Raw genomic sequence first — 21351 nt, 5'->3', positions numbered from 1 at the left:
TCGGGCATGGGAGGACGTTGCTCGGAGTTGGTCATGGAATCACCTGCTTAGTGGAATCGCAGCTTGCGCCCGGCTCGATGCAACTTTCCCGGCATATGTGGGGACTCACCCAGGAGAGTCCCTGAAGCCTGCGCCGGAAGATCGAAACAAGCAACGCAGACTTCGGGCGTGCCGGGAGAACCTGAATTCATCACTATAGCGACATCGGCATGCACACTGGAGAGCAGTATCACAACTTCATGCTGGCCTCGAAGCGGGATCAGCCGGTGCGCGAAAGGTTTCAGAAGCTGGTGTTGACCTTGCTGCCCAAGGGAGCCGATGTGCTCGATTTTGGCGCCGGCACGGGTATCGACGCTAAGGTTTATGCCGGCCATGGACACCGGGCTTTCGTCTACGAACCGTCCGATGCGATGCTCGGTCACCTGGCAGTGCATTGTGGCGAGGAGATTGCCCGCGAATCCATTATCCGGGTCGCTTTGCCGCTCACCTGCAAGGTATACGCAGTGACGGCGAACTTCGCCGTACTGGATCATTTTTCCGATCACACGGCTCTGTTTGAAGAGCTGTCCCGTGTTGTCGACCCGGGTGGCTTTGTCCTGGCCAATATGGTCAACCCTTATTGTCTCGTCGACGCTCGTTATGCCTGGTGGCGGGCGAATCTCATGAATCTTGTGCGACGTGGCAAGTACGCCGTTCCCAGCGAAAGCGGTGTTCATCGATTTGCCCCGCGTGTCGTGGCGCGCGCAGCGGCGCCGCATTTCCGAATGGAAAGACTTATTCCCCGCGGGCCTGGACTGGCCATCCAACCATTCATGTTCCTGATGTTCCGGCGTGTCTGATATGTGGAAGGACTGGATCAGGCCATTCGTGCGTCCCCTGCCTCAATGGGCCACGGTAGGTGTTGCTCCCCCGCAGCAGGTGGTTACCGCGGCCGTGTCCTGGAAGGGCAACTGCGTCGACGTCACCACGGACCACACCGTGGCCTCGCTAAAGCCACTGGTCATCGCCACCAGCGTCGATGCCGGTGAACATCCCGTGCTTCAGTACCGCGATCGCGCCACGGGAAAGTTGCTGGGGACGTTGCGCCTGGTTCGGATGGCAGCCCTGTCCGCAGAAAACACCACGCTCACCCTCTACCATGTTTCAGCGGGAAGCCACCGATGCCTCGGCTGGCCACGGGGAGCATGGAACGCGTGGTTGCAAAACCGCCAGATGACGAAGAATCGCCTGACGAACCACTTGAATACCGAGCCTGCCGCAGTACAACAGCTGATGATCGCTTACCTGATTCCGCGGCCGGTGGTGCTTGTCTCGGTCAATACCCCAGACCACCGGAATATCTTCCCGATGGACCTGATAGGCCCGTTGGAACGGAGCGGCATTTTCTCCCTGGCACTTCGCAGCACCAATGTTTCGGTGCAAACCATACGGGAAACGCGCCGGGTGGCGCTGTCGCATATTCCCGCGACGATGAAAGCTGCGGTCTACAAGGCCGCCGAGCATCACAAAAGCCCGCTTCACGATTGGGATGCGTTGCAGTTTCCGGTCCAGCCGTCGAAGGAGTCTGGCATCCCCGTAGTTGCCTCGGCACTGCGCGTCCAGGAACTGGCCATCGTGCACAGTCAGGAGATCGGCCTGCACACTTTTTTCCTTTGTCGGGTTATCGCGGATGAAGGGTATTCCGCTGGCGACCAGCTGCATCACACAGCGGGCTTTCACCAAGCCTACCGCCGCCGGTCAGGAACGCCGTTCACGGAAATCTAGGCTGGTCGTATGCGTACCGGAACACCCTTCGCCGCTGGCGTCTTCGACGCCTCGTCGTGATACCACAAAGGAATCAGGGGATTCATCTCCGGGTAGTAGCCACCGACACACCCGTCGGGAAGATCAAATGCTGTCACGGTGAGGCCCGTCACTTCGCGGGAAACGCCGTCCCCGGCGTCGGTCACCAGGGATACACGGTCGCCCTCGCGAAGGTTTTCCCGCGCCATGTCAGCGGGATTTACCAGCAGGATCATCCGCGATCCTTCCAGGCCGCGAAGGCGATCACTGAACCCGTAGATGGTGGTGTTGAACTGGTCGTTCGAGCGCATGGTGATCAAATGGAAACGGCCCGGTGCATCACCCACGCCCAGTGCCGACATCACGGTGGGGGCGGTGAAGTCCGCCTTTCCGCTTTTGGTCTTCCACTTCCGTTCGTGGGCGGCATTGCCACGGTAGAAGCCACCCTTGTTGAACATCCGCGCGGAATAATCGTGGAACTGGTCGGGGTAGGTCTTCTCGATCAGCTCGCGCACGCGGCCGTAGTCGTCTATCCATGTTTCCCATGGCTGCCTGGGATTGACGGCAAGCGTTGCCCGCGCGATGCCGGCGATGATCGCTGGTTCTGACTTCAGGTACGGGCCGGCGGGCTCGGCATGGCCGACTGAACCATGTATATGGCTGAAGCTGTCCTCGATCGACACCGCCTGCGGTCCGCTGGCCTGGATGTCCTCCTCGGACCGGGCCAGGCATGGCAGCAGCCATGAGGCCCGGCCATGCACCAGGTGGCTGCGGTTTAGTTTGGTGGCGATGTAGACGGTCAGCGCCTGATCCTGCCAGGCCGCTTCCATCGCCTCTCGTTCGGGAATGGCGCGGACGAAATTCCCGCCAAGGCTGACAAAGGCGCGGACCGAGCCGCTGCGTACCCCCTCGCAAACCTCCACCGTGGTAAGGCCCTTCTCACGCGGTGGCTGGAAGTCGAAAAGCTCGGCCAGCTTGTCCAGCGGCACCAGTTCCGGCTTCTCCGAAATACCGACGGTGCGCTGTCCTTGCACGTTGGAATGGCCGCGTACCGGCGAGATGCCGGCACCCTGGCGGCCGATATTCCCACGAAGAAGAAGCAGGTTGACCAGCATGCCGATACTCTGCGAACCGTGCACGTGCTGGGTCAGTCCCATGCCATAGACGCCGATGACACGTTGGGCCGCGAGATATACCTCGGCCGCCGCTTCAAGGTCGGCGCGGCGCAACCCCGAGTGGTATTGGATATCTTCCCACGAGGCCTGTCCGGCGGCGGCGGCGAATGTTTCGAAACCTGACGTGTGTTCGGCGATGAAGGCCCGGTCGAGCACGCCCTCATCGCCATGGCTGCGCCGGGACGCATCCACCGCCAGCACGTGTTTGCACAACCCCATGATGGCCGCGATATCGCCGCCGGGGCGAACCTGCAAGTACATGTGCGACAGGTCCGTGGGATGCCCGGTGAGCATCTGCAGGGGATTTTGCGGATTGACGAAGCGCAACAGTCCCACTTCGCGCACGGGGTTGAAGGTGATGATCTTGCATCCGCGTTTGACGGCATCTTGCAGTGGATGCAGGAAGCGTGGGCTATTGGTGCCCGGATTCTGTCCAAAGTAGAAAATGGCATCGCAGTACTCGAAATCTTCCAGGACGCACGTGCCGACCGGTGATCCGATGACTTTCTTGAGACCTACCGACGTGGTCTCGTGGCACATGTTGGAACTGTCCGGCAAGTTGTTGTTGCCGTATACCCGCGCCATCAATGCATACAGGTAGGATGCCTCAAGCGAGGCCTTGCCCGAGGCATAGAACACCACCGAAGGCGGTTCCAGCGCCTTCAGTTCGCGGCCGATTCCCTGGAAGGCGTCTGCCCAGCTGCAGGCAACGTAGCGGTCGGTTGCCGCGTCATATCGCAGCGGCTCGGTAAGCCGGCCGGCCATCTCGAGATCGTAGTCCTGCCACTGGCGCAATTCCGCCACGGTGTGCGCCTGGAAGAAGTCCGGCGTACAACGATCGCGGGTCAATTCCCAGATGGTGGATTTTGCACCGTTCTCGCAGAACTCGAAGGCGTGTGTATGGGCGGGTTTACCCCATGCACACGAGGTGCACATGAATCCACGCGCCTTGTTCTGCCGCAGCAGGGTGGCAAGCGCGCCATCGGGATGTTCCCGCCGATATACCTTGGCCAAGCCGCTCAAAGAGCCCCAGCCGCCTGCCGCGCCGTCGTATTCGCGGGGCTTGCCTGTTTCATCGTCCACGGTCGACCTGCCTGTATAAGGCGCCGCTGGCTGCGGCCACGCGCCATGATGTGGCGATCCCCGTTGGATGTCTGTCATGGCCTGGGCGGCCGCCATCGACGCGGCGTTCACACGATCGCTCCGGCCTAGCTGACCGGCCCGATGCCCCGCGTGAGGATGTCCGTGAGCGAAAGCCCGATCAATACCAGCACCCAGGCAAAGCCGATCGATGCCACGATGCGCAGGAGCGGGCTGTCCGTCTTCAGTCGCATGAAGAACACCAGCACCAGTAATGCCTTCGCCACCGCGATGCCGATATTGGAAGCCAGGTTGAACGGCCCCATGGGAATATAAGCGGTTCCCACGCTTGCCAACAGCAGGACGAGCAGGGCAATGAACACCTTCAGATGACTCGACAACGATGGCGGGCGCGGTCCGGACGCGGGTGTGTGGGAGTTCTTCATGCGCGGCCTACCAGGTACATCAAGGGGAAGACGAAGATCCATACGATATCGACAAGGTGCCAGTACAGCGCGGAGAGCTCCACCGGCGTGTGATACCTGGGACGGAAATCCCCGCGACGGGTGCGCCAGGCCATCACCAGCAGCAGCACCACGCCGATCGTTACATGCAGGCCATGGAACAGAGTCGTCACGTAGTACAGAAAGAAAAACAGCTGCATGGGTATCGCTTCGGGACCATCCTGCGCGTAGTGCAGGATGGGAATCAGCCCCTCGCGGTATTCGGTGACGTATTCGAAGCCGTGAATACACAGGAAGGTCGCACCCAGGGCGGCCGTAGCCACCAGCAGCCACATCGCAGCGCGACGCCCGCCAAGCTGCAGGTCACGCACGGCAAGCGCAACGGTGCAGCTACTGGCCAGCAGTACGGCTGTCTCGAGCGTGCCAAGCACGACATCCGTGCGCCGGCTGCCGGCGGCAAATGCCTCGGGAAAACGCACGCGGCATAGTGTGTATGCCGCAATCAACACGCCGAAGAACAGCACTTCGGTGGCCAGGAACGCCCACATGCCGAGCATGGATGCTTCCCGTTGCTGGGAAGCATCGTCGAACTGCTCTTGCACGCTGGCCGCCCGGTAGCTCATGGCTCTTCGTAGGCGTAGGGTCCACCTTCCACTTCCGGCTGAACCAGGAAATTCCCCGGTGGCGGAGGTGAACTGGTTTCCCACTCCAGGCCGCGAGCGTCCCAGGGGTTGTCCGGCGCCTTCCCGCCCCGGGCCAGCGACCACAGGAGGTAGCCCAGGGGAAGCAGGTAGGCCAGCGCAAGCAACGACGCGCCCGCAGACGACAGCACGTTGAGCAATTCATACTTGGCCGGATACTCGTGATACCGGCGCGGCATCCCTTCGGCACCGAGCAGGAACTGCGGAAAGAAGGTGAGGTTGAAGCCGAAGAACATGACGATGGCGGCGAAACGCGCCCAGCTCTCCGGGTACATTCGGCCAGTGATCTTCGGCCACCAGAAATGCACGCCGCCCAGGTATGCCATCACTGCCCCGCCCACCATGATGTAGTGGAAGTGGGCCACCACGAAGTAGGTATCGGTAAGGTTCACATCCAGCGCGGTGGCAGCCAGGAACAGACCGGTGAGGCCACCCACCATGAACAGCCCGACGAAGCCCAGTGCGTAGATCATCGGCGCGCGGAAGGTGATGTCGCCTTTGTACAGCGTGGCCGTCCAGTTGAACACCTTGATGGCCGAAGGCACGGCGATGATGAACGAGAGGATCGAGAACACGATGCTGGCGTACATCGACTGGCCCGCCACGAACATGTGGTGCCCCCACACAGTGAAGCCCACCACGGCAATGCCAAGTATCGAATACACCATGAACCGGTAGCCGAAGATCCGCCGCCGCACGCTGGCGGTGATCACCTCGCTCACCACGCCCATGGCCGGGAGAATCATGATGTACACCGCCGGGTGCGAATAGAACCAGAAGAAGTGCTGGAACAGCACCGGGTCGCCCCCGAGCGCCGGATCGAAGATGCCAACACCGCCCAGGCGTTCGACGGCGATCAACACCAGGGTCATCGCCAGCACTGGCGTTGCCAGCATCATCACCAGCGAAACGCCATACATCGACCACACGAACAGCGGCAGGCGAAACCACGTCATGCCACGGGTACGCATGGTGTGCACGGTGACGATGAAATTCAGGCCCGTAAGGATCGATGAGAATCCCACGATGAACACGCCCACCACGGCCAATATCACATGGCTATTGGAGAACATGGTCGAGAAAGGCGTGTAGAACGTCCAGCCGGTGTCCACGCCTCCCATCAAAAGGCATGCCACCGTGAACAGGCCTCCACCGATATACAGGTACCAGCTCAATAGATTCAGGCGCGGAAAGGCGACATCGCGTGCCCCGATCATCAGCGGCAGCAGGAAATTCCCCAGCGTGGCGGGAATGGACGGGATAAGGAAGAACCACACCATCACCACGCCGTGGAAGGTGAACATCTTGTTGTATGTTTTGGCGGTCATCAGGTCGCCGGCGGGCGTGGCCAGTTCCAGCCGGATCAGTGCCGCCGCCGCGCCACCAAGAAAAAAGAAGAACGTGATGGCCAGGGCGTACAGGATGCCGATCTTCTTGTGATCGTGCGTGGTAAGCCAGGATCGGAGGGTCGTTCCCACCTGCAGATAGTTCGGCGCCTGTTCATTGCCCGGCATGGGGTGTCTCCTGGGTGGCGCCACGCGACTTGATGTAGGCGGTAAGGGCGAGGATGTCGTCTTCGCCGATGCGACCCTGGTAGCTGGGCATGACCGGCGGGTACCCGGCCGCCACCTGGCTCAATGGGAGCACGATGGAATCGTGGATGTAGCGATCGTCAGCGCGTACCTGCGTACCGTCGGCCAGCGGTACCGTGCTGCCATACAGGCCATCCAGGTCGGGTGCGTGCACGCCTGCGGCAGGGTCGTGGCATCCGCTGCATCCGAACCGGCGGAACAGCGCCGCGCCCTGGGCCGCCAGTCCATCGTGGGATTCGCCACGCAGCCATCGCTGGTAGTCGGCCATGTTCATCACCACCACCGAACCACCCATGCGCGAATGGTCGGTGCCGCAGAACTCCGCGCAGAAAAGGTCGTAGGTGCCCGGTTGGGTAGCGGTAAACCATTGGTCGGTATAGCGCCCGGGCAGTACGTCCTGCTTGATACGGAAGGCAGGCACGTAGAAGCTGTGGATGACGTCCTCGGAGATCATCACCAGCCGTATGGGCTGGCCCACGGGAACGTGCAGGGTGTTGATTTCCCGGCGGCCGTCAGGATGCTGCACCTTCCACATCCATTGCCTGGCCACCACGTACACCGTGGAAGCGTCGGCCGGCGGCGTGCGCAGTTCAATCCATAACTTTACGCTCCAGGCGAAGATGCCGACGAACATCAATAGCGGGATCAACGTCCAGGCAAGCTCCAGGCCCATGTCGCGATGTGAATTGCCCTTGCGGTTGGCTGCCGTGCCGTGGCGGTACTTCACCGCGAACCAGATCATGGCCACGAATACGCCAAGCACCACGACGCCCGACAGTGCCAGCAAGGCGTAGAACATGCCGTCGACCCGGCCGGCGAAGGTGGAGGCCTGGGGCAGGGTGCTCATGGCCGCCTCCGGGCCAGGCGCCACCACGCGATCAGCATCACCAGCACGAAGGCCGAGCCGAGCACGGCAGAGATCCTGCCGATCAGCAGGCTATAACGTCCCGTAGCTGGATCGTAGCCACAGCACAGCAGCACGAAGCGATCGACAACGGTCCCAAGCTTCCCGCGCGAGCCGTCAACCAAGGCCAGGCGCAGTGCCTGCGGCTCATAGGTGACACCGGGGAAATACTGCGCGACCACGCCTTGACCGGTGGCCACGACCCATCCGGCCGGGTGGGCGAACTGATTGATTCTCGCGTCGAAGAAATAACGGAAACCCGCGGCGTGGGTAAGGGCTGAAATGGCCGGTGCGTCTGCCGTCAGCAAATGCCAGTGTTCCAGTCCGGCACGGGGGAACATGCCATGGAGCATGGCGGCGGCATCGGCGGCATCGCCGGATGTCTCGCGTGGATCGATACTGACGAACACCACCTCGATGTCGCGGCCCGGTTGCAGTTTCATCACCGAGATGGCGCGCGCCATACCCTGCAGGACCAGGTCACAAAGGTTCGGGCAGTGGTAGTAACCGAAGGCCAGAAGGAGCGGGCGATCGTGGCCTATCCCGGCCAGCGTGTTGCCGCGGAGGTCCAGGTCCATCGGTAAACGCTGGCCCACGTGCTGGTCGAAGCCGGCACGCTGTTGCAGGTCGGACGGAGGTGCAACGCCGGCCAGGGCGGTACCGGCCAGCAAAACCAGCAGCGTCGCCGCGAACATCACCATGCCCCTCACCCGCGTCATCGCCCGGGTCATTTTCCCGCCTCCCTGGGTTTGGCCAGCAGCACCATTGCACGCGCAACGGGTATGCGCGCCACGCCGGCACCGCGGTCAACCCAGGCGTACTGCCCAAGTCGTTGCACATCGTGTCGACGAGCCGCGGCCAGATCGGCCGGCGCGTGCACCTGCAGACGCGGTGCCGGAGCTAGCGAGGAGGCAGGCATCGGCGGGACACGGGGCGTCCACGACTGCCACAGCAGGTACATGCCGACCACTGTGCCCGCCAGCACCACCACGAGCACGAGGGCAATCCAGTGCAGGCTACGTGCCGCAACGGCGTAGTTCTCGTGGGCGTCGCGCTGGCTCATGCGCGTGATCCGAAACATGCGGTGCTTCGCGCCCATGCGCCGTCGACCACGGCCCACGCCAGTACCAACATGCCCGACCACGCCAGCACATCTGCGATACCCGCATGCATCCCGTGCGACCGCAAGCTGGGCAACACTAGCCACGCCAGGAAGCACGCCTGGCCCGATAGCGCGACCCCTGCCACCCAGCGCAGCGCCCGCGGGTCGCGTTTCAGCTTGTGCGACAGCAGGCTCACCAGTGGTATGACAAACCCCAGCAGCACCATGACCACGCTCAGCCACCACCAGCTTGTCGCCACGCGCGGCAGGTACCAGGCGACTTCCGTCGGCTGGTCGGCAATCCAGGCGGTAAGGTAATCCATGAAGGCGAGGTAGCCCCACAGAAGTGTCAACGCCAGGAGCAGGTTGGCAAGATCGCGCAGCAGCGCGTCGCCCGGCGGCGCCACGCGAGCGGATGCAACGCATATCAGTCCGAACGCCGCGCCCGACACCATCTGGCTGGATGCCAGGGTCATGCCCAGCACCGCCGAATGCCATGCCGGTACCAGCGCCATCACCCAATCCACCGCCACCATCGACACCACCACGGCATACACCAGCAGGCTCAGCACACCGCGCCGCATCGTTACCGGGCGTCTCCATCCTGCCCAGCCGAATATCGCCATCGCCGCCAGGCAAACGGCAGTGCGGATAAAGAAGAAGCCCGGGGACAGGAACCAGCGCTGCGCGGGTACCAGGTCGCCATGCATCCAGCTAAGAATATCCGGCGATTGCCAGGCAACGGGTAGCCACGCAACCACGGCCAGGATTACCAGCATGCTTGCTGCGCGCGCGGGCGGGCGCAGGGGCGCGCCCCAGGCGCCGCCCGTGAGTGCATGTATCCAACCCATCGCCAGCAACCCCATGCCTGCTCCTGAAACGAACAGTACCGGTGGCAACCACGCCGACCAGGCATCGGCTCCAAGGCAGGCGCATGCCAGCAAGGCCGCCACGGCCGCGACCACCACGATGGCGCGTACGCGCGCCTTCATCGCCGTCCCTCGGGCGATACCTGGCTGGCCTCGAGCCGGGTGATGTCTTCCGGACGCAAGCGGTCGCGTGTGGCATGCTGGCTCAACTGCAATGCGCGTATGTAACCCACGATGGCCCAGCGGTCGCCAGTGGAAATACGATCGCCGTAGCGGTACATCACGCCATAGCCGTTGCTGATCACGTCGAACAGGTGGGAATCTGGAGCCTGTCGCAGGCGATCGGTGTGGTAACTGGGCGGTGCGGGGAAACCGCGCTGCACCACTATGCCGTCACCGCTTCCGGTGGCTCCATGGCAAGGCGCGCAGTAGATGTCGTAGCGCTGCTGTCCGCGTTGCAGCGTGGCCAGGTCCCACGCCGCGGGTTCCGGGGCGGGCCTGGACGCAAGCACGCCCCGGCGGCCACTACTGGTATCAGCGGCCACACCGCCGGTTACCGCCACGCTGCCGTGAGGTCCCACGCGCGCACTATTGCCATCGGCGAAGAGCGGACTGGGTTGCTGGGTCCGATAGCGTGGCTGGTCGTACATCTGGTGCATGCCTCGCTCGCAACCGGTCAGCAGGCAAAGCATGGCCGCCGCACGCACTATGCGCATCATGGCTGCACCTCCTGCCACCGCTCCAGGCCACGGTCACCAAGCACCTGCACCAGGCACTCCACGTCGTAGGATGGATCCTTTGCGTGGACGAACAGCAGGTAGCCGTCGCGGCTGGCCACATCGAACCAGGCCACATTGAAAAGCGGGTGGTAAAGCTTCGGCAGGCCGCTTCCATGCAGCATGCCAAGCACACTGGCCAGCACCGCGAACAGGATGGTCATCTCGATCGCTGCCGGCGCGAAAGCCGGCCAGCTGGCATCCGGGCGTCCGCCTACATTGAGCGGATAGTCCACTACTGCGGACACGTACTCCATGAAAAGTGTAAGCGCGCCGCCAGCAACGCCACCGAGCAGCATCAGCAACGGGATGCGCCGCGGCGCCGCACCCAGTGCATCGGCCAGGCCGGTGACTTCATACGGCGAATAGGCTTCCAATTGCTTGAAGCCACGGCTTTGCAGGTGCCGTACGGCGCCGAGCAGGCTGGCGCCGTCGGTCATCTGGAACAGGCAGCCTGTTGCACTGGTCATGGCGTTTCTCCCTCCTGGCGCAGTTCGAACACCGGCAGCACCGGTAGGTACCGGACGAACAGCAGGAACAAGGCAAGGAAAAGCCCGATCGATCCGAACAGGAAGGCGAAATCCCATAACGTGGGATAAAACATGCCCCAGCTCGATGGCAGCCGCTCGCGATAGATGCTGGTGACGATCAGCATGAAGCGCTCCATCCACATGCCCACCAACACCAGTATTCCGACCACCATGAGCGCAGGTAAGCTGGTGCGCACGCGGCGCCACCACAACGCTTGCAGCGCCAGTGAATTACAACCGATGGTGCTCCAGTACACCCATGCATACGCTCCACCGAACCTGTTCCGCGCCAGCGCGATCTCCTGGGCATCGCCGCTGTAGTACGCGGTGAATACCTCCATCACATAGCCATACGCCACGATCAGCCCGATCGCCAGCATGAGGCGGGCGAGCTTCTCGAAATGATCGATGGTGATGATGGTCTCCAGGCCCAGCGAGCGTCGCATCGGGATGCCCAACACCAGCACCATGGCGCAGCCGGAGAACAGTGCCCCGGCTACGAAGAACGGCGGGAATATCGTCGAATGCCAGCCAGCCACCTGGCCTACGGAGAAGTCCAGCGCCACCATGCTATGCACCGAAAACACCAGTGGTACCGCCACGGCAGCCCATAGCAGCATCAACGTGCGATGGCGCTGCCAGTGCCGCGCCTCGCCACGCCAGCCAAGCGCCAGCAGGCCATATACAACCTGGCGTCCGCGTGAGCGCGCTCCATCGCGCAGCGCGGCCATATCGGGCAGCATACCCATGTAGAAGTACAACACCGACACGATCAGGTAAGCGGTGATGGCGAAGAAATCCCAACTCAGGGAACTGCGCCATTGCGGCCACAGTCCTATGCGATCAGGGTAGGGCATGAGCCAGTAGAAGAACCACGGCCGGCCCAGGTGGAGGATGGGAAAGATCCCCGATACCGACACCGCGAAGACAGTCATCGCCTCGGCATAGCGGCTTAAAGCGGTGCGCCAGGGCTGGCGTGTCAGGTAGAGCGCCGCGGAAATGAACGTACCTCCCATGCCGATGCCGATCCACCATACGTAGTCGGTGATGGCGAAGCCCCACGCCACCGGCATGTCGATGCCCCAGATACCCACGCCGCGCACCAGCAGTACTACGACGCCTGCTGCCAGCAGGATCGTGAGCGTTAGCGCGCCGGCGAAACTCGCAGCCCAAAGCCGGCCGGGACGGCGATTGAGCACCAGGTCCAGGACGTGGTCAGCCGGTAAGATGGCAACGCGCGTCATGCATCACCCTCGATGGCCGGGTTAGGGTTGCGGATTGCAGCCAGGTACGTGGTTCGCGGTCGGGTATTGAGTTCTTCGAGAAGGGCGTAGCTGCGTGGCGAGGCCTTGGCCCTGGCCACGGCCGTCGCGTCGTCGGCTACGTTGCCAAACACGATGGCTTTGGTGGGACACACCGCCTGGCAGGCAGTTACCACCTCGCCATCGGCGATGCGCCTGCCTTCACGATCAGCTTCGATATGTGCCGACTCGATCCGTTGCACGCAGTACGTGCACTTCTCCATCACCCCCCGGCTGCGCACCGTCACTTCCGGGTTGCGGCGTGCCTTGGATTGTTCGCTGGCCCATTCGGAGAATTCCAGGAAGTTGAAACGCCTCACCTTGTAGGGGCAGTTGTTGGCACAGAAACGCGTGCCGACACAGCGGTTGTATACCTGCAGGTTCAGTCCTTCGCTGTCATGCACGGTCGCCCCCACCGGGCATACCACTTCGCATGGTGCGTGCTCGCAGTGCATGCACGGTACCGGTTGATGGAATGTACGCGGCGCCGCGGGCTGCCCGGTGTAGTAGCGGTCTACCCGGATCCAGTGCATCTGCCGGCCACGGCGCACCTGGTCTTCGCCCACCACGGGAATGTTGTTCTCCGACTGACACGCAATGGTGCATGCATTGCAGCCGATGCATGCATTGAGGTCGATGCTCATGCCCCACGCGTATTCGCCGGGGCTCCTGTCTGGATAGAAGCTCGGCGGTGTCGGCTTGCCGCGCGCGAACGACGGGTTGTCCCGGAATGCATCGAGCGTGCTGGCGCGGACGATATCCCGTCCATTCATCGCCTGGTGTTCCTGGGTACTGGCAAGCTCCCGTCGGCGCCCGGTCGCAATCATCTGCACGCCCGCTTCGAACCAGGGAGAGTCGGTGTGGCGCAATGCGTTGGCATTGCTGCCTTGCCCCGTGCCCACCTGACCGGCGCGCCAGCGGCCGCCGCCCAGCGCCAGGGCCACCGTGCGCGGCGCTTGTCCCGGTGCAATCCATATCGGTATTTCCAGGCGCCGCTTGCCGGCGCGAAGCTCCACGATGTCGCCATTGGCGAGCTTCCGTTCGGCGGCGAGTGACGGCGACACGAGAGCCGCGTTGTGCCACGTCAGGCGTGTCAGTGGCCGTGGCAATTCCTGCAGCCAGCCATTGTTGGCATGCCGGCCGTCCCAGAGCGTGGCGTCGGGCCGGAACACGACATCCACTGCATCGGCGGACCGCGCCTGGCTGGAAGGCATTGCCGAAGGCGTGCCGGCAACACGGGGAGCGCCGAGCATTACTGTCGGCGTAACTGCCGTGTTGATGCTGCCGCGGCGCAGGGCTTCATCCCATGCCGATCCGGAAAGCTTCCAGGTCGCCATCACACGCGCCATGTCGTCGTTATCGACATCGCCGATGATTCCGCCCAATAGTGCGTGCAGCGAGCGCCCGGCGTAGAGGGGAGATATCACCGGCTGCTGCACGCTCACCGTGCCATCGGCCGCGCGAAGATCCGACCATGCCTCCAGTGGATGCAGGCTGGGCAGGTGCCAGTCGCAGAGAGCCGCCGTCTCGTCACGATACAGCCCGAAGTGGATACTCTGGCGAACCTTCTTCAATGCACCGGCGAAATCCAGCATCGCCGGTGCGGCATAAGCTGGATTGCCGTCCAGTATCAAAAGGGTGTCCACCTTTCTTGCGTGCATGTCGGCAACGAGTCCGGCCAGGGTGCCCGCACCCGATTCGATGTCCTCCACAGGGAGGTAGTGGATGCTCGTACCCACGTTGCCCAGCGCGTGGTTGATCGCCGCCACGCATGCGTGCACGGGCGCCGGCAACGAGCGGCCGGCCACCACCAGGCTGGTCCCAATATGCATTTTGAGGTCGTTGACGATCGCGTCCAGCGCGGGGAATACCAGGTCCGGGTTGGACTGAAGACCCACGCCAAGCTTTGCCGCGAGCGCATCCACCAGCCCGGGTATGTCCGATGCATCCATAGGGAATGTGTGGTCGGCGTTTGCGCCCGTGAGTGTCGGCGACGACTCCACGGCATACAAACGGGTCATCGAACCTGTCGTCGGATCGCGGTTCGCGGTGAAATCGCGTGCCGCCTTCATCTTGCCCGGCATGTCGCCGAGCAGGTCGGCCTCCAGGGTCAGGATCACGCGGGCATGGGACACGTCCAGGCGTGGCCGCAGTGGACGGCCATAAGCTAAGTCCAGCCCCGCCATCACGGCAGCGTCGTCGATAGCCTCATGAATGTGCCAGCGCGAGCCCGGGAAGCGTCGCAGCCATTGACCGGCCTGGTCGATGGCTGTCGTCGAATGCAGGCGGCCGGAAAGCACGCGAAGACGGGAACCATCTTTGCCGTAGGTTTGCCGCAACACGGCAGCATCGCCGTCGAATGTGTCCCAACTGGCCACTGCCTGCTTCCGGTACGGCGTCTGTGACCTGTCCGGATCCCAAAGTTCCAGGATCATCGCCTGGGTGATCGCATCGGTGGCGCCGGCGTTCAGGGGATGCTCTGGGTTGCCTTCGATCTTGGTGGGACGGCCTTCGTTCGTCTCCACCAGGATGCCTGCTACCTCGCCGGCGACGGCAACGGCCGTGGCATAGAACAGGGATCGCTGTGGGGGCGCGCCATCACCGCGACCAAGCAGCGGCACGATGCGATCAGACGGCGGCCCACTGCACGCGGCCAGTCCCGCCATGGCCATCGACGCACCCATCAGCTTGAGGAAAGCGCGGCGGTCCAGCGACGCACCCATGTCACGGAGTTGCGGAAACAGTTCGTGGACACGCGGATCGTCCGCGAAGCTTTCAAGGGCCCGCCAGTAGTGCTCGCCACGTGCGCCATTCACCGACGCACGCAGCGCCTGGGCGGCTTCGCGCTGTCGTGCGGTCAGCGATGACACAGCGAACAATCCATCATGCGTCGCCGGTCGATGCTGTAGGCCTGCACCAGTTCCATCCCCAGCGTGGCCTGGTCGGCGGCCTTGTAGCCCATGGTGAACTCCTCTTCACGGGGCCTCAGGAATTTTTCCGGCGCCTCGTGGCACGACAGACACCACTTCATCGAAAGATCTTGCGTGCGTGTTTCCAGCGCCATCGTGTCCACCCGCCCATGGCACGATTCGCAGCCCACGCCCTTGGCCACGTGAATGGCATGGTTGAAGTACACGAAGTCCGGAAGCTGGTGTACGCGCTCCCACTGCAGTGGTACGCCGGTTTCCCACGATTTCACCACCGGCGCCAGCGCGGCCTGGTCGGTGAAAAGCTTCGAGTGGCAGGTCATGCAGGTGGACACCGGCGGGATCCCGGCAAAAGCCTGCGTTTCGACCTCCGCATGGCAGTAGCGGCAATCCAGGCCGACATCGGTCACATGGTGCTTGTGGCTGAAGGGAACCGGCTGCTCGACGGCTTCGTTTACCGCGTGCGCCTCGGCGGTCAGTGCCCGCAACAGGACAATGCCGATGAACGCCATCACCAGCACGGCCAGGAAAACCAGTTTGACAAGGAATACGAATGGCGGCTGGAAAACCTGGGTCATCGTCCTCGCTCCACCCCAGCACGAACCGTCCGCGCCTGACGCCGGGTCTGACCCAAGGTAAGGACGGGACCGTGCGGATAAGGTGAACCGGAGGGCCCCGCCGTATGCGCCGTGTTACGTCAGGGCGGTGGGCGCATCAAAAGGCAGCTGCTTGGCGCCGCCGGCCTCGATGGCTGCCGCCGCCGTCGCAAGCGCGTCGTCGTCACCATCAATCACCACCAGGATGCGGCCGGACTTGATTTCGTCTTCAAACTTGCGGCTTATCGGATCGGGCACGGCCGAGCCCGCCAGCGCACTGGTCCAGGCGCCCACTGCCGCGCCCGCAACCGTCATCGCAGCGGCGCCGGCAACGGTGATCCCCAGCGGAGGGATCACCAGGCAGATGAGTCCGGCAAGGAGGCCCGACCCCGCACCCATGCCTACACCGCGCAGGGCCGCCGGATAGAAGTCTGAAGCGCCTTCGTTCCGTTCGTCGGGCAGTTCCTGCCGCTCGATATCCTCCCGGGCGATAAGCGAGATATTTTCATTGGCAATGCCGGCCTGGCGGGCCCGGTTCATCGCCTGGGCTGCCTCATCGATGTTGGCCGTGCTGAATACATGTCGTCTTGTCATCATGGTCTCCTGCCGGTTGCTTGGTTTTCTTTGAGTATCAGGGTGATTCGGCCATTCGACCCGTTAGCCGCATGAGAATCAGCAAACCCAGGTACGTCATCACCCCCCCGGCCGACGAATGTCCATCAAGGCGCTGACACTTGGAAATAAGTTTCCATGGCTGTCTCTCGTTGCGTTGCGCCTTTGATACGCCCGCAACGGTGAAGGCTTTCAGGATATGCATCCTGGCTCGGTTCGTCCGAACAGATTGTCCAAGGATGGTGAACCAGGTGTGATTGGCGGCGGACGCCGTCAGGCTTTTGGCCCGATCTGGTTCAACGGAAGCCTGAGAAATGCAACACCGTTCTTATCGGGCGCTGGCAGGCGGCCACCTCGTATATTCACCTGCAGCGCCGGAAGAATCAGCCTGGGAACGGCCAGGTTCGAGTCACGCGCACATCGCATGTCAACGAAGGTTTCCTCGGCGATGCCACGGCCAACGTGCACATTGCTTTCCCGTTGTGCCGCGATGCTCGTTTCCGGCGTCTGGGTACGGCTTTGTGGTGGATAATCGTGACAGAGAAAGATGCGCGTATCCGCGGGCAACGACAGGATCTTCTGTATCGAACGGTACAGCAGCGCCGCATCGCCTCCTGGAAAATCACACCGTGCGGTGCCGATGTCCGGGGCAAAGAGCGTGTCGCCGATAAAAGCCATATCACCGATCAGATAGGTAAGGCCATCCTCGGTATGACCGGGCGTCGCCATCACGCGGACGCTCAACTGGCCGGCGACCAATTCATCGCCTTCGCCGAGCAGTCGGTCGAACTGCGTTCCATCGGGCATGAAATCGTCGCCCAGGTCGAACAATGTCTTGAAGTGAGATTGCACGGCGACGATCTTCCGGCCAATCGCCAGTTGGGCGCCGAGCACGTCACGCAGGTAGTATCCGGCGCTTAAATGGTCGGCATGGGCATGCGTTTCCAAAATCCATGCCACGTTCAGTTGCCGATCGCGAACGAATGCAGCTACCTGATCGGCGGATGTCGTGCTGGTTCGCGCTGCGGCGGCATCGTAGTCGAGCACCGGGTCGATCACCACCGCCGAATGCGCGTGGTGGACGACGTAGGTGAAGGTGGCCGTATCCTTGTGGAAGAACACTTCGACGGATGGGTGGTTCGTGTCGCGCAAGGGCATGACAAGTCAATGTTGTACTTGGGAAAATCCAATCTATTACGTCTACCTTATAAGTCAATCTCACCAGGTTGGCATATCGGGCAAGCCTGCACGTCCGAGGAGCCCCGATGGTCGACCGGGGGCCTCCCACGGCAGGGTTAAGTCACTTGATCGTCAGGTAATAGGTAAAGGTATTGGTCGTTCCCATCGTGCTGGTGGTCTTGCGCACGATGGTATGCATGCCCGGCGAGAGCGGACGGAACATGAAATACCAACCATTCGCCACCACCGGTTGCCATGTGGCGTTGATGCATGGATCGAAGGGTGCCTGCAGGCTTGGATCGCCTTTCAGTGAGAAAACATTCTCCGACACATAGTGATAATCGAGCGCGTTACGAACCGGACGACCATCAAGTGTGATGTCGAGCTTCTTCGTCATCAGATAGGTCTCGGAGTCGGCCACCAGGAAGTCGTACAGCGACATGCCCGCCGGCGGGGTAAAGTTCGGATCAGGACAGGGATAGGTGTCGCTGACAAACTGGGCGATCAGCAGGATCGCCTTGCCGCGCGGGATGGTGCAGGCGCGGGTAAAGCTGCCCGCAGCCATCGATGCGATCGGCGCGAGAAACCATACGGGGCCTTGCTGGGCTACGCCGCAATTGGCGCCGGTAGGATCGAAGAACGGGTTTCGGTCAAATGGCTGCGCATAGATCCATTGCACCGACGCATCGCCCCAGCCGTAGATGCTCTTGTCAAACGGGCGGGAGTCCTTTGGATAAAGCATGAAATTGAAGTCGCGACCGAAGTTGAACGGGTCAGGTTCCGCGGCCTGGGCTGCGGCAATCACGGAGCAGGCGGCCAGCACGGCACACATGAGTTTGTTCATGGGAGTCCTCCTTGCAAATAGGGGCGAAGAACGAACGCGCGGGCCATGGCGTTGGTGCGGGCACGGCCCATTTGGACACGCGCGGCAAGCGTGCTGCACGACGTCGTTGCACGCTTCCAGAAACGTGCTCGATTGTGGTTTAGGCCTGCTTTGGGGCGCCCTCTGGCGTAGATGCGGCGTATGATCGGTACCCGGGGCAGGCTTGGCTCGTGACGGAGCGGTGCCGATGTCGATCATGCAGAACGTGCTGCATTCAGCGCATTTCGACGTGGTCAGCCATGTCTGCAGGCATCCGCGCGTCGATTGCGGCTATACGCAGGGCAACGAGCCCACGCGCATCCTTTTTACCCGTCGCGGTTCCTTTGCCATGCACGTTGGCTCCCAGACTTATGTCGCGCGGCCGGGGCAGGCGGTACTGATTCGCAGGTTTGTCGAATATCGCGTGAGCCATCCTGACCGCCAGGGATGCGATTGCTGTACCGATGTACTGCTCGATGAGGAAGCTCTGGACATGCTCGATCTGGAGCGGGTACCGTCCGCCGCCTGCGTTTTTTCGCACGACATGGATTTTCAGGTGTCCCACGTCGAACTGATGCTGGGTTTACGCCGCGGCGACGCCTCGGCAACGGACGGGGAAGATGTGCTTTACGACCTGTTTGATCGGCTGATACAGGCGAACGGGCAGCCGCGGCGACGATACCAGCCGCTTGCGGCGCGGCAAGTGGCCAGGGCGGAAGAGGCGATCATCGGTCATGCCGGGGAGAATATTAGCGTCCAAGCGCTGGCAGGGATTGCGGGCTGCTCACCGTTTCACTTATGCCGCATCTTCCGTCAACACACCGGGCAATCGCTACGCCAGTTCCGTGTACAGCATCGCCTTGGCAATGCCCTGGACCGCCTGGCCGAAGGGGAAGATGACCTGGCGTCGCTTGCCTGTGATGTCGGTTTCAACAGCCATAGCCACATGACCGACGCATTCCGCCAGACGCTTGGACGTTCGCCGCGGCAGTTGCGGGAGGAGCTACGGCAGGTGACGCTGAAGCAGTTGCGGAGCCGGCTCGATTGAATTTCGTCGATGTATGGGCCAAACGCGGCGGCCAGTGGCAGGTTATCTTCACCCAGATTCACAACACGCCACCGGGCGAATGAACCTCGGGGCCGGAACGACACCGGTGCGGGGTTCAGCATGGATGGCGGGGGTGGTGCTTTTTGCAGCCGGGAATATCCTGAGGTTATGCTTGGATGGCATCGCTCGAAGGATTCGTCATCGCCACGCCCCAGGCCACTGCCTCCCATCCGCCGATCGGCGCGTTGCTGCGCGAGTGGCGCGCGGCGCGACGCCTGAGCCAGCTCGACCTGGCGCTGGAAACGGGCATATCTACCCGGCACTTGAGCTGTGTCGAAACCGGCAAAGCGCGCGCCAGCCGTGACACGGTATCGCGCCTGGCCGACGCGCTGGGGATGCCGCTCAGGGAGCGCAACGCGCTGCTGCGTGCGGCAGGTTTTTCAGCCATGCACCCGGAACGCTCGTTGACCGCCCCCGCCCTTGACCGCGTTCGCCAGGCGGTGGACCTGATCCTGGCGCACCAGGAGCCCTATCCGGCTTTCGTGGTGAGCCGGCATTGGGATGTGCTGGCCACGAACAAGGCAGCCATCAGGCTCAACCAGGTCCTGATGAAAGGCCGCGCGCTGCGGCACAACAATCTCCTGCACCAGATTTTCGACCCCGACGACTTCCGGCCGGTGATCGTCAACTGGCATGAAGTAGCCGCCCGCTTCATCCGGCACCTGCACGACGATCTCACCGCCAACCCGACCGATCGCCGGACGCACCAGTTGCTCGATGAGATTTTTGCCTACCCCGACGTGCCGGCGCGCTGGCGGGACCGCGAACTGGGCGATGAACCTTCGCCCATCGTCACCTTTACCTTCCACAGCGATATGGGTGAGCTGCGCTTCTTTGAAACATTCACTACCTTCGCAGCTCCTTACGATGTGACCCTCGATGAGATACGGATCGACTGCACGTTTCCAGCCGATGATTTCACCGCCGCCGTGTGCGCGGACCTTGCGGTGAACGGCGACACCGAGGCTTGAAAGCGCGCCCGGGCTTGGGCATGCTCGTCAGCTACAGGGGGAATTTCATGCAGTTGCTTCGTTTGGACCAATTCGCGGCCCATCTCAACGAGACCTTCATGGTCGAGATCGAGAACGTCCGCTCGCCGTTCGTCCTGGTCGAGGCCAGGCCTATCCAGCACCATCCGGTCCAGGGCCTGGTGCGCTCGCCGTTTTCGCTGTTGTTCCGCCACGAGGCGGCGGTGGTGTTTCCGCAGCGGATCTACACCATGAGCAATAATGCGATGGGCGAATTCGGTATTTTCCTGGTACCCATCGCTCGCGACAAGGATGGATTCATTTACCAGGCTTTGTTCAACTAGCCGATCCCTCGTCAGGGCTGCCAGGTCATCCGTAGATGAGCGCCATCGACGTCGCCGGCAACGAATCCGTGCCGCTCGTAGAGGCGCCTTGCAGCTTCATTGCGTAGTTCAACGTGCAACGTAAGGGCCGCCAGCTTGCGCTCACGCGCGCTGGCCTGCGCCCAATGCAGCAATGCCGAACCAATCCCGCGACCTTGAAACGCCTGCTCAAGCAGGATGTCCACAATGCATAGCTCCCGCCCTGATTGATGCAGGTACAGCCGCCCGATCGGAGCGCCGCGACGAAGCACGATCAGGAAATCCGCCGATGCATAGCACGTCACATAGTGACGGTGCTGCATGTCGAACTGGCTATCGAAGAAGACTTGCCTGGTTTCCCCAGGCCAGGGTATGCCGGCAAACTCCGGAGCGCGCGATGCCGCATACAGCCGTCGCAGGAAGGGAAGATCGGCAGTGTCCGCGCAACGCAGCCCCAACTC

At 62.4% G+C, this 21351-nt stretch carries 22 protein-coding genes; 5 read left to right on the top strand and 17 right to left on the bottom strand.

What is annotated here, in order from left to right:
- Positions 1-239: 239 nt before the first annotated feature.
- The gene (locus VGM61_RS12070) at positions 240-839 is read left to right on the top strand and encodes a class I SAM-dependent methyltransferase (RefSeq protein ID WP_331523068.1); all 600 of its coding nucleotides are present in this window, start codon (positions 240-242) and stop codon (positions 837-839) included.
- Between the two features lie 94 nt (positions 840-933).
- Complete coding sequence (locus VGM61_RS12065; protein ID WP_331523067.1) at positions 934-1764, top strand: flavin reductase; 831 nt, start codon at positions 934-936, stop codon at positions 1762-1764.
- On the opposite strand, the gene VGM61_RS12060 is transcribed toward VGM61_RS12065, so the two are convergent.
- The 16 genes from VGM61_RS12060 to VGM61_RS11985 all read right to left on the bottom strand — a co-directional run bounded on the left by VGM61_RS12060 (position 1761) and on the right by VGM61_RS11985 (position 18434).
- Positions 1761-4040 carry an FdhF/YdeP family oxidoreductase gene (locus tag VGM61_RS12060; RefSeq protein WP_331523066.1) on the bottom strand — a complete coding sequence of 760 codons (2280 nt, stop codon included), beginning with the start codon at positions 4038-4040 and terminating at the stop codon, positions 1761-1763. The two genes, VGM61_RS12065 and VGM61_RS12060, sit on opposite strands and share 4 nt — an antisense overlap.
- A gap of 125 nt (positions 4041-4165) precedes the next feature.
- The gene (locus VGM61_RS12055; RefSeq protein WP_331523065.1) at positions 4166-4483 is read right to left on the bottom strand and encodes a cytochrome C oxidase subunit IV family protein; all 318 of its coding nucleotides are present in this window, start codon (positions 4481-4483) and stop codon (positions 4166-4168) included.
- Entirely contained in the window at positions 4480-5124 is a 645-nt protein-coding gene (locus VGM61_RS12050; protein ID WP_331523064.1) for a cytochrome c oxidase subunit 3 family protein, read from the bottom strand. The genes VGM61_RS12055 and VGM61_RS12050 overlap by 4 nt, the downstream gene beginning before the upstream one ends.
- Positions 5121-6716, bottom strand: coding sequence for a cytochrome c oxidase subunit I (ctaD, locus tag VGM61_RS12045; protein WP_331523063.1), 1596 nt, complete (start codon positions 6714-6716; stop codon positions 5121-5123). The genes VGM61_RS12050 and ctaD overlap by 4 nt, the downstream gene beginning before the upstream one ends.
- A complete protein-coding gene (gene coxB, locus VGM61_RS12040; RefSeq protein WP_331523062.1) occupies positions 6703-7641 on the bottom strand; it encodes a cytochrome c oxidase subunit II in 939 nt (312 codons plus the stop codon). Before coxB ends, ctaD begins: the two co-directional genes overlap by 14 nt.
- Positions 7638-8429: an SCO family protein gene (locus VGM61_RS12035; protein ID WP_331523061.1), complete on the bottom strand. Its 792-nt coding sequence runs from the start codon at positions 8427-8429 to the stop codon at positions 7638-7640. Before VGM61_RS12035 ends, coxB begins: the two co-directional genes overlap by 4 nt.
- Positions 8426-8761, bottom strand: coding sequence for a hypothetical protein (locus VGM61_RS12030; protein WP_331523060.1), 336 nt, complete (start codon positions 8759-8761; stop codon positions 8426-8428). Before VGM61_RS12030 ends, VGM61_RS12035 begins: the two co-directional genes overlap by 4 nt.
- Positions 8758-9792, bottom strand: coding sequence for a hypothetical protein (locus tag VGM61_RS12025; RefSeq protein WP_331523059.1), 1035 nt, complete (start codon positions 9790-9792; stop codon positions 8758-8760). The genes VGM61_RS12030 and VGM61_RS12025 overlap by 4 nt, the downstream gene beginning before the upstream one ends.
- Positions 9789-10388: a cytochrome c gene (locus VGM61_RS12020; RefSeq protein WP_331523058.1), complete on the bottom strand. Its 600-nt coding sequence runs from the start codon at positions 10386-10388 to the stop codon at positions 9789-9791. The genes VGM61_RS12025 and VGM61_RS12020 overlap by 4 nt, the downstream gene beginning before the upstream one ends.
- A complete protein-coding gene (locus VGM61_RS12015; RefSeq protein ID WP_331523057.1) occupies positions 10385-10915 on the bottom strand; it encodes a DUF3341 domain-containing protein in 531 nt (176 codons plus the stop codon). Before VGM61_RS12015 ends, VGM61_RS12020 begins: the two co-directional genes overlap by 4 nt.
- A complete protein-coding gene (gene nrfD, locus VGM61_RS12010) occupies positions 10912-12219 on the bottom strand; it encodes an NrfD/PsrC family molybdoenzyme membrane anchor subunit (protein WP_331523056.1) in 1308 nt (435 codons plus the stop codon). Before nrfD ends, VGM61_RS12015 begins: the two co-directional genes overlap by 4 nt.
- Positions 12216-15146 (bottom strand): Fe-S-cluster-containing hydrogenase, encoded by a 2931-nt coding sequence (locus tag VGM61_RS12005; RefSeq protein ID WP_331523055.1) that lies wholly within the window; start codon positions 15144-15146, stop codon positions 12216-12218. Before VGM61_RS12005 ends, nrfD begins: the two co-directional genes overlap by 4 nt.
- Positions 15134-15781, bottom strand: a complete 648-nt coding sequence (locus tag VGM61_RS12000) for a cytochrome c3 family protein (RefSeq protein WP_331523054.1) — start codon at positions 15779-15781, stop codon at positions 15134-15136. Before VGM61_RS12000 ends, VGM61_RS12005 begins: the two co-directional genes overlap by 13 nt.
- A 114-nt stretch (positions 15782-15895) precedes the next feature.
- On the bottom strand, positions 15896-16393 hold the full coding sequence (locus VGM61_RS11995) for a hypothetical protein (RefSeq protein WP_331523053.1): 498 nt from the start codon (positions 16391-16393) through the stop codon (positions 15896-15898).
- 291 nt (positions 16394-16684) lie between these two features.
- The gene (locus tag VGM61_RS11990) at positions 16685-17569 is read right to left on the bottom strand and encodes an MBL fold metallo-hydrolase (RefSeq protein ID WP_331523052.1); all 885 of its coding nucleotides are present in this window, start codon (positions 17567-17569) and stop codon (positions 16685-16687) included.
- 142 nt (positions 17570-17711) lie between these two features.
- Positions 17712-18434, bottom strand: a complete 723-nt coding sequence (locus tag VGM61_RS11985) for a hypothetical protein (protein ID WP_331523051.1) — start codon at positions 18432-18434, stop codon at positions 17712-17714.
- A gap of 226 nt (positions 18435-18660) precedes the next feature.
- Between VGM61_RS11985 and VGM61_RS11980 the strand changes: the two genes are divergently transcribed.
- The 3 genes from VGM61_RS11980 to VGM61_RS11970 all read left to right on the top strand — a co-directional run bounded on the left by VGM61_RS11980 (position 18661) and on the right by VGM61_RS11970 (position 20872).
- Positions 18661-19500: an AraC family transcriptional regulator gene (locus tag VGM61_RS11980; RefSeq protein WP_331523050.1), complete on the top strand. Its 840-nt coding sequence runs from the start codon at positions 18661-18663 to the stop codon at positions 19498-19500.
- 176 nt (positions 19501-19676) lie between these two features.
- Positions 19677-20531, top strand: a complete 855-nt coding sequence (locus tag VGM61_RS11975) for a helix-turn-helix transcriptional regulator (protein ID WP_331523049.1) — start codon at positions 19677-19679, stop codon at positions 20529-20531.
- 47 nt (positions 20532-20578) lie between these two features.
- Complete coding sequence (locus VGM61_RS11970) at positions 20579-20872, top strand: DUF6916 family protein (protein WP_331523048.1); 294 nt, start codon at positions 20579-20581, stop codon at positions 20870-20872.
- Between the two features lie 11 nt (positions 20873-20883).
- Here the strand turns inward: VGM61_RS11970 and VGM61_RS11965 are convergent, their stop codons facing one another.
- Complete coding sequence (locus VGM61_RS11965) at positions 20884-21348, bottom strand: GNAT family N-acetyltransferase (protein ID WP_331523047.1); 465 nt, start codon at positions 21346-21348, stop codon at positions 20884-20886.
- Positions 21349-21351 lie beyond the last annotated feature (3 nt).

The organism is Pinirhizobacter sp., from assembly GCF_036499745.1.
Classification (GTDB): domain Bacteria; phylum Pseudomonadota; class Gammaproteobacteria; order Xanthomonadales; family Rhodanobacteraceae; genus Pinirhizobacter.
Note: the sequence above shows the minus strand (reverse complement) of the source record. Positions and strands in the feature narration are given on the sequence as shown.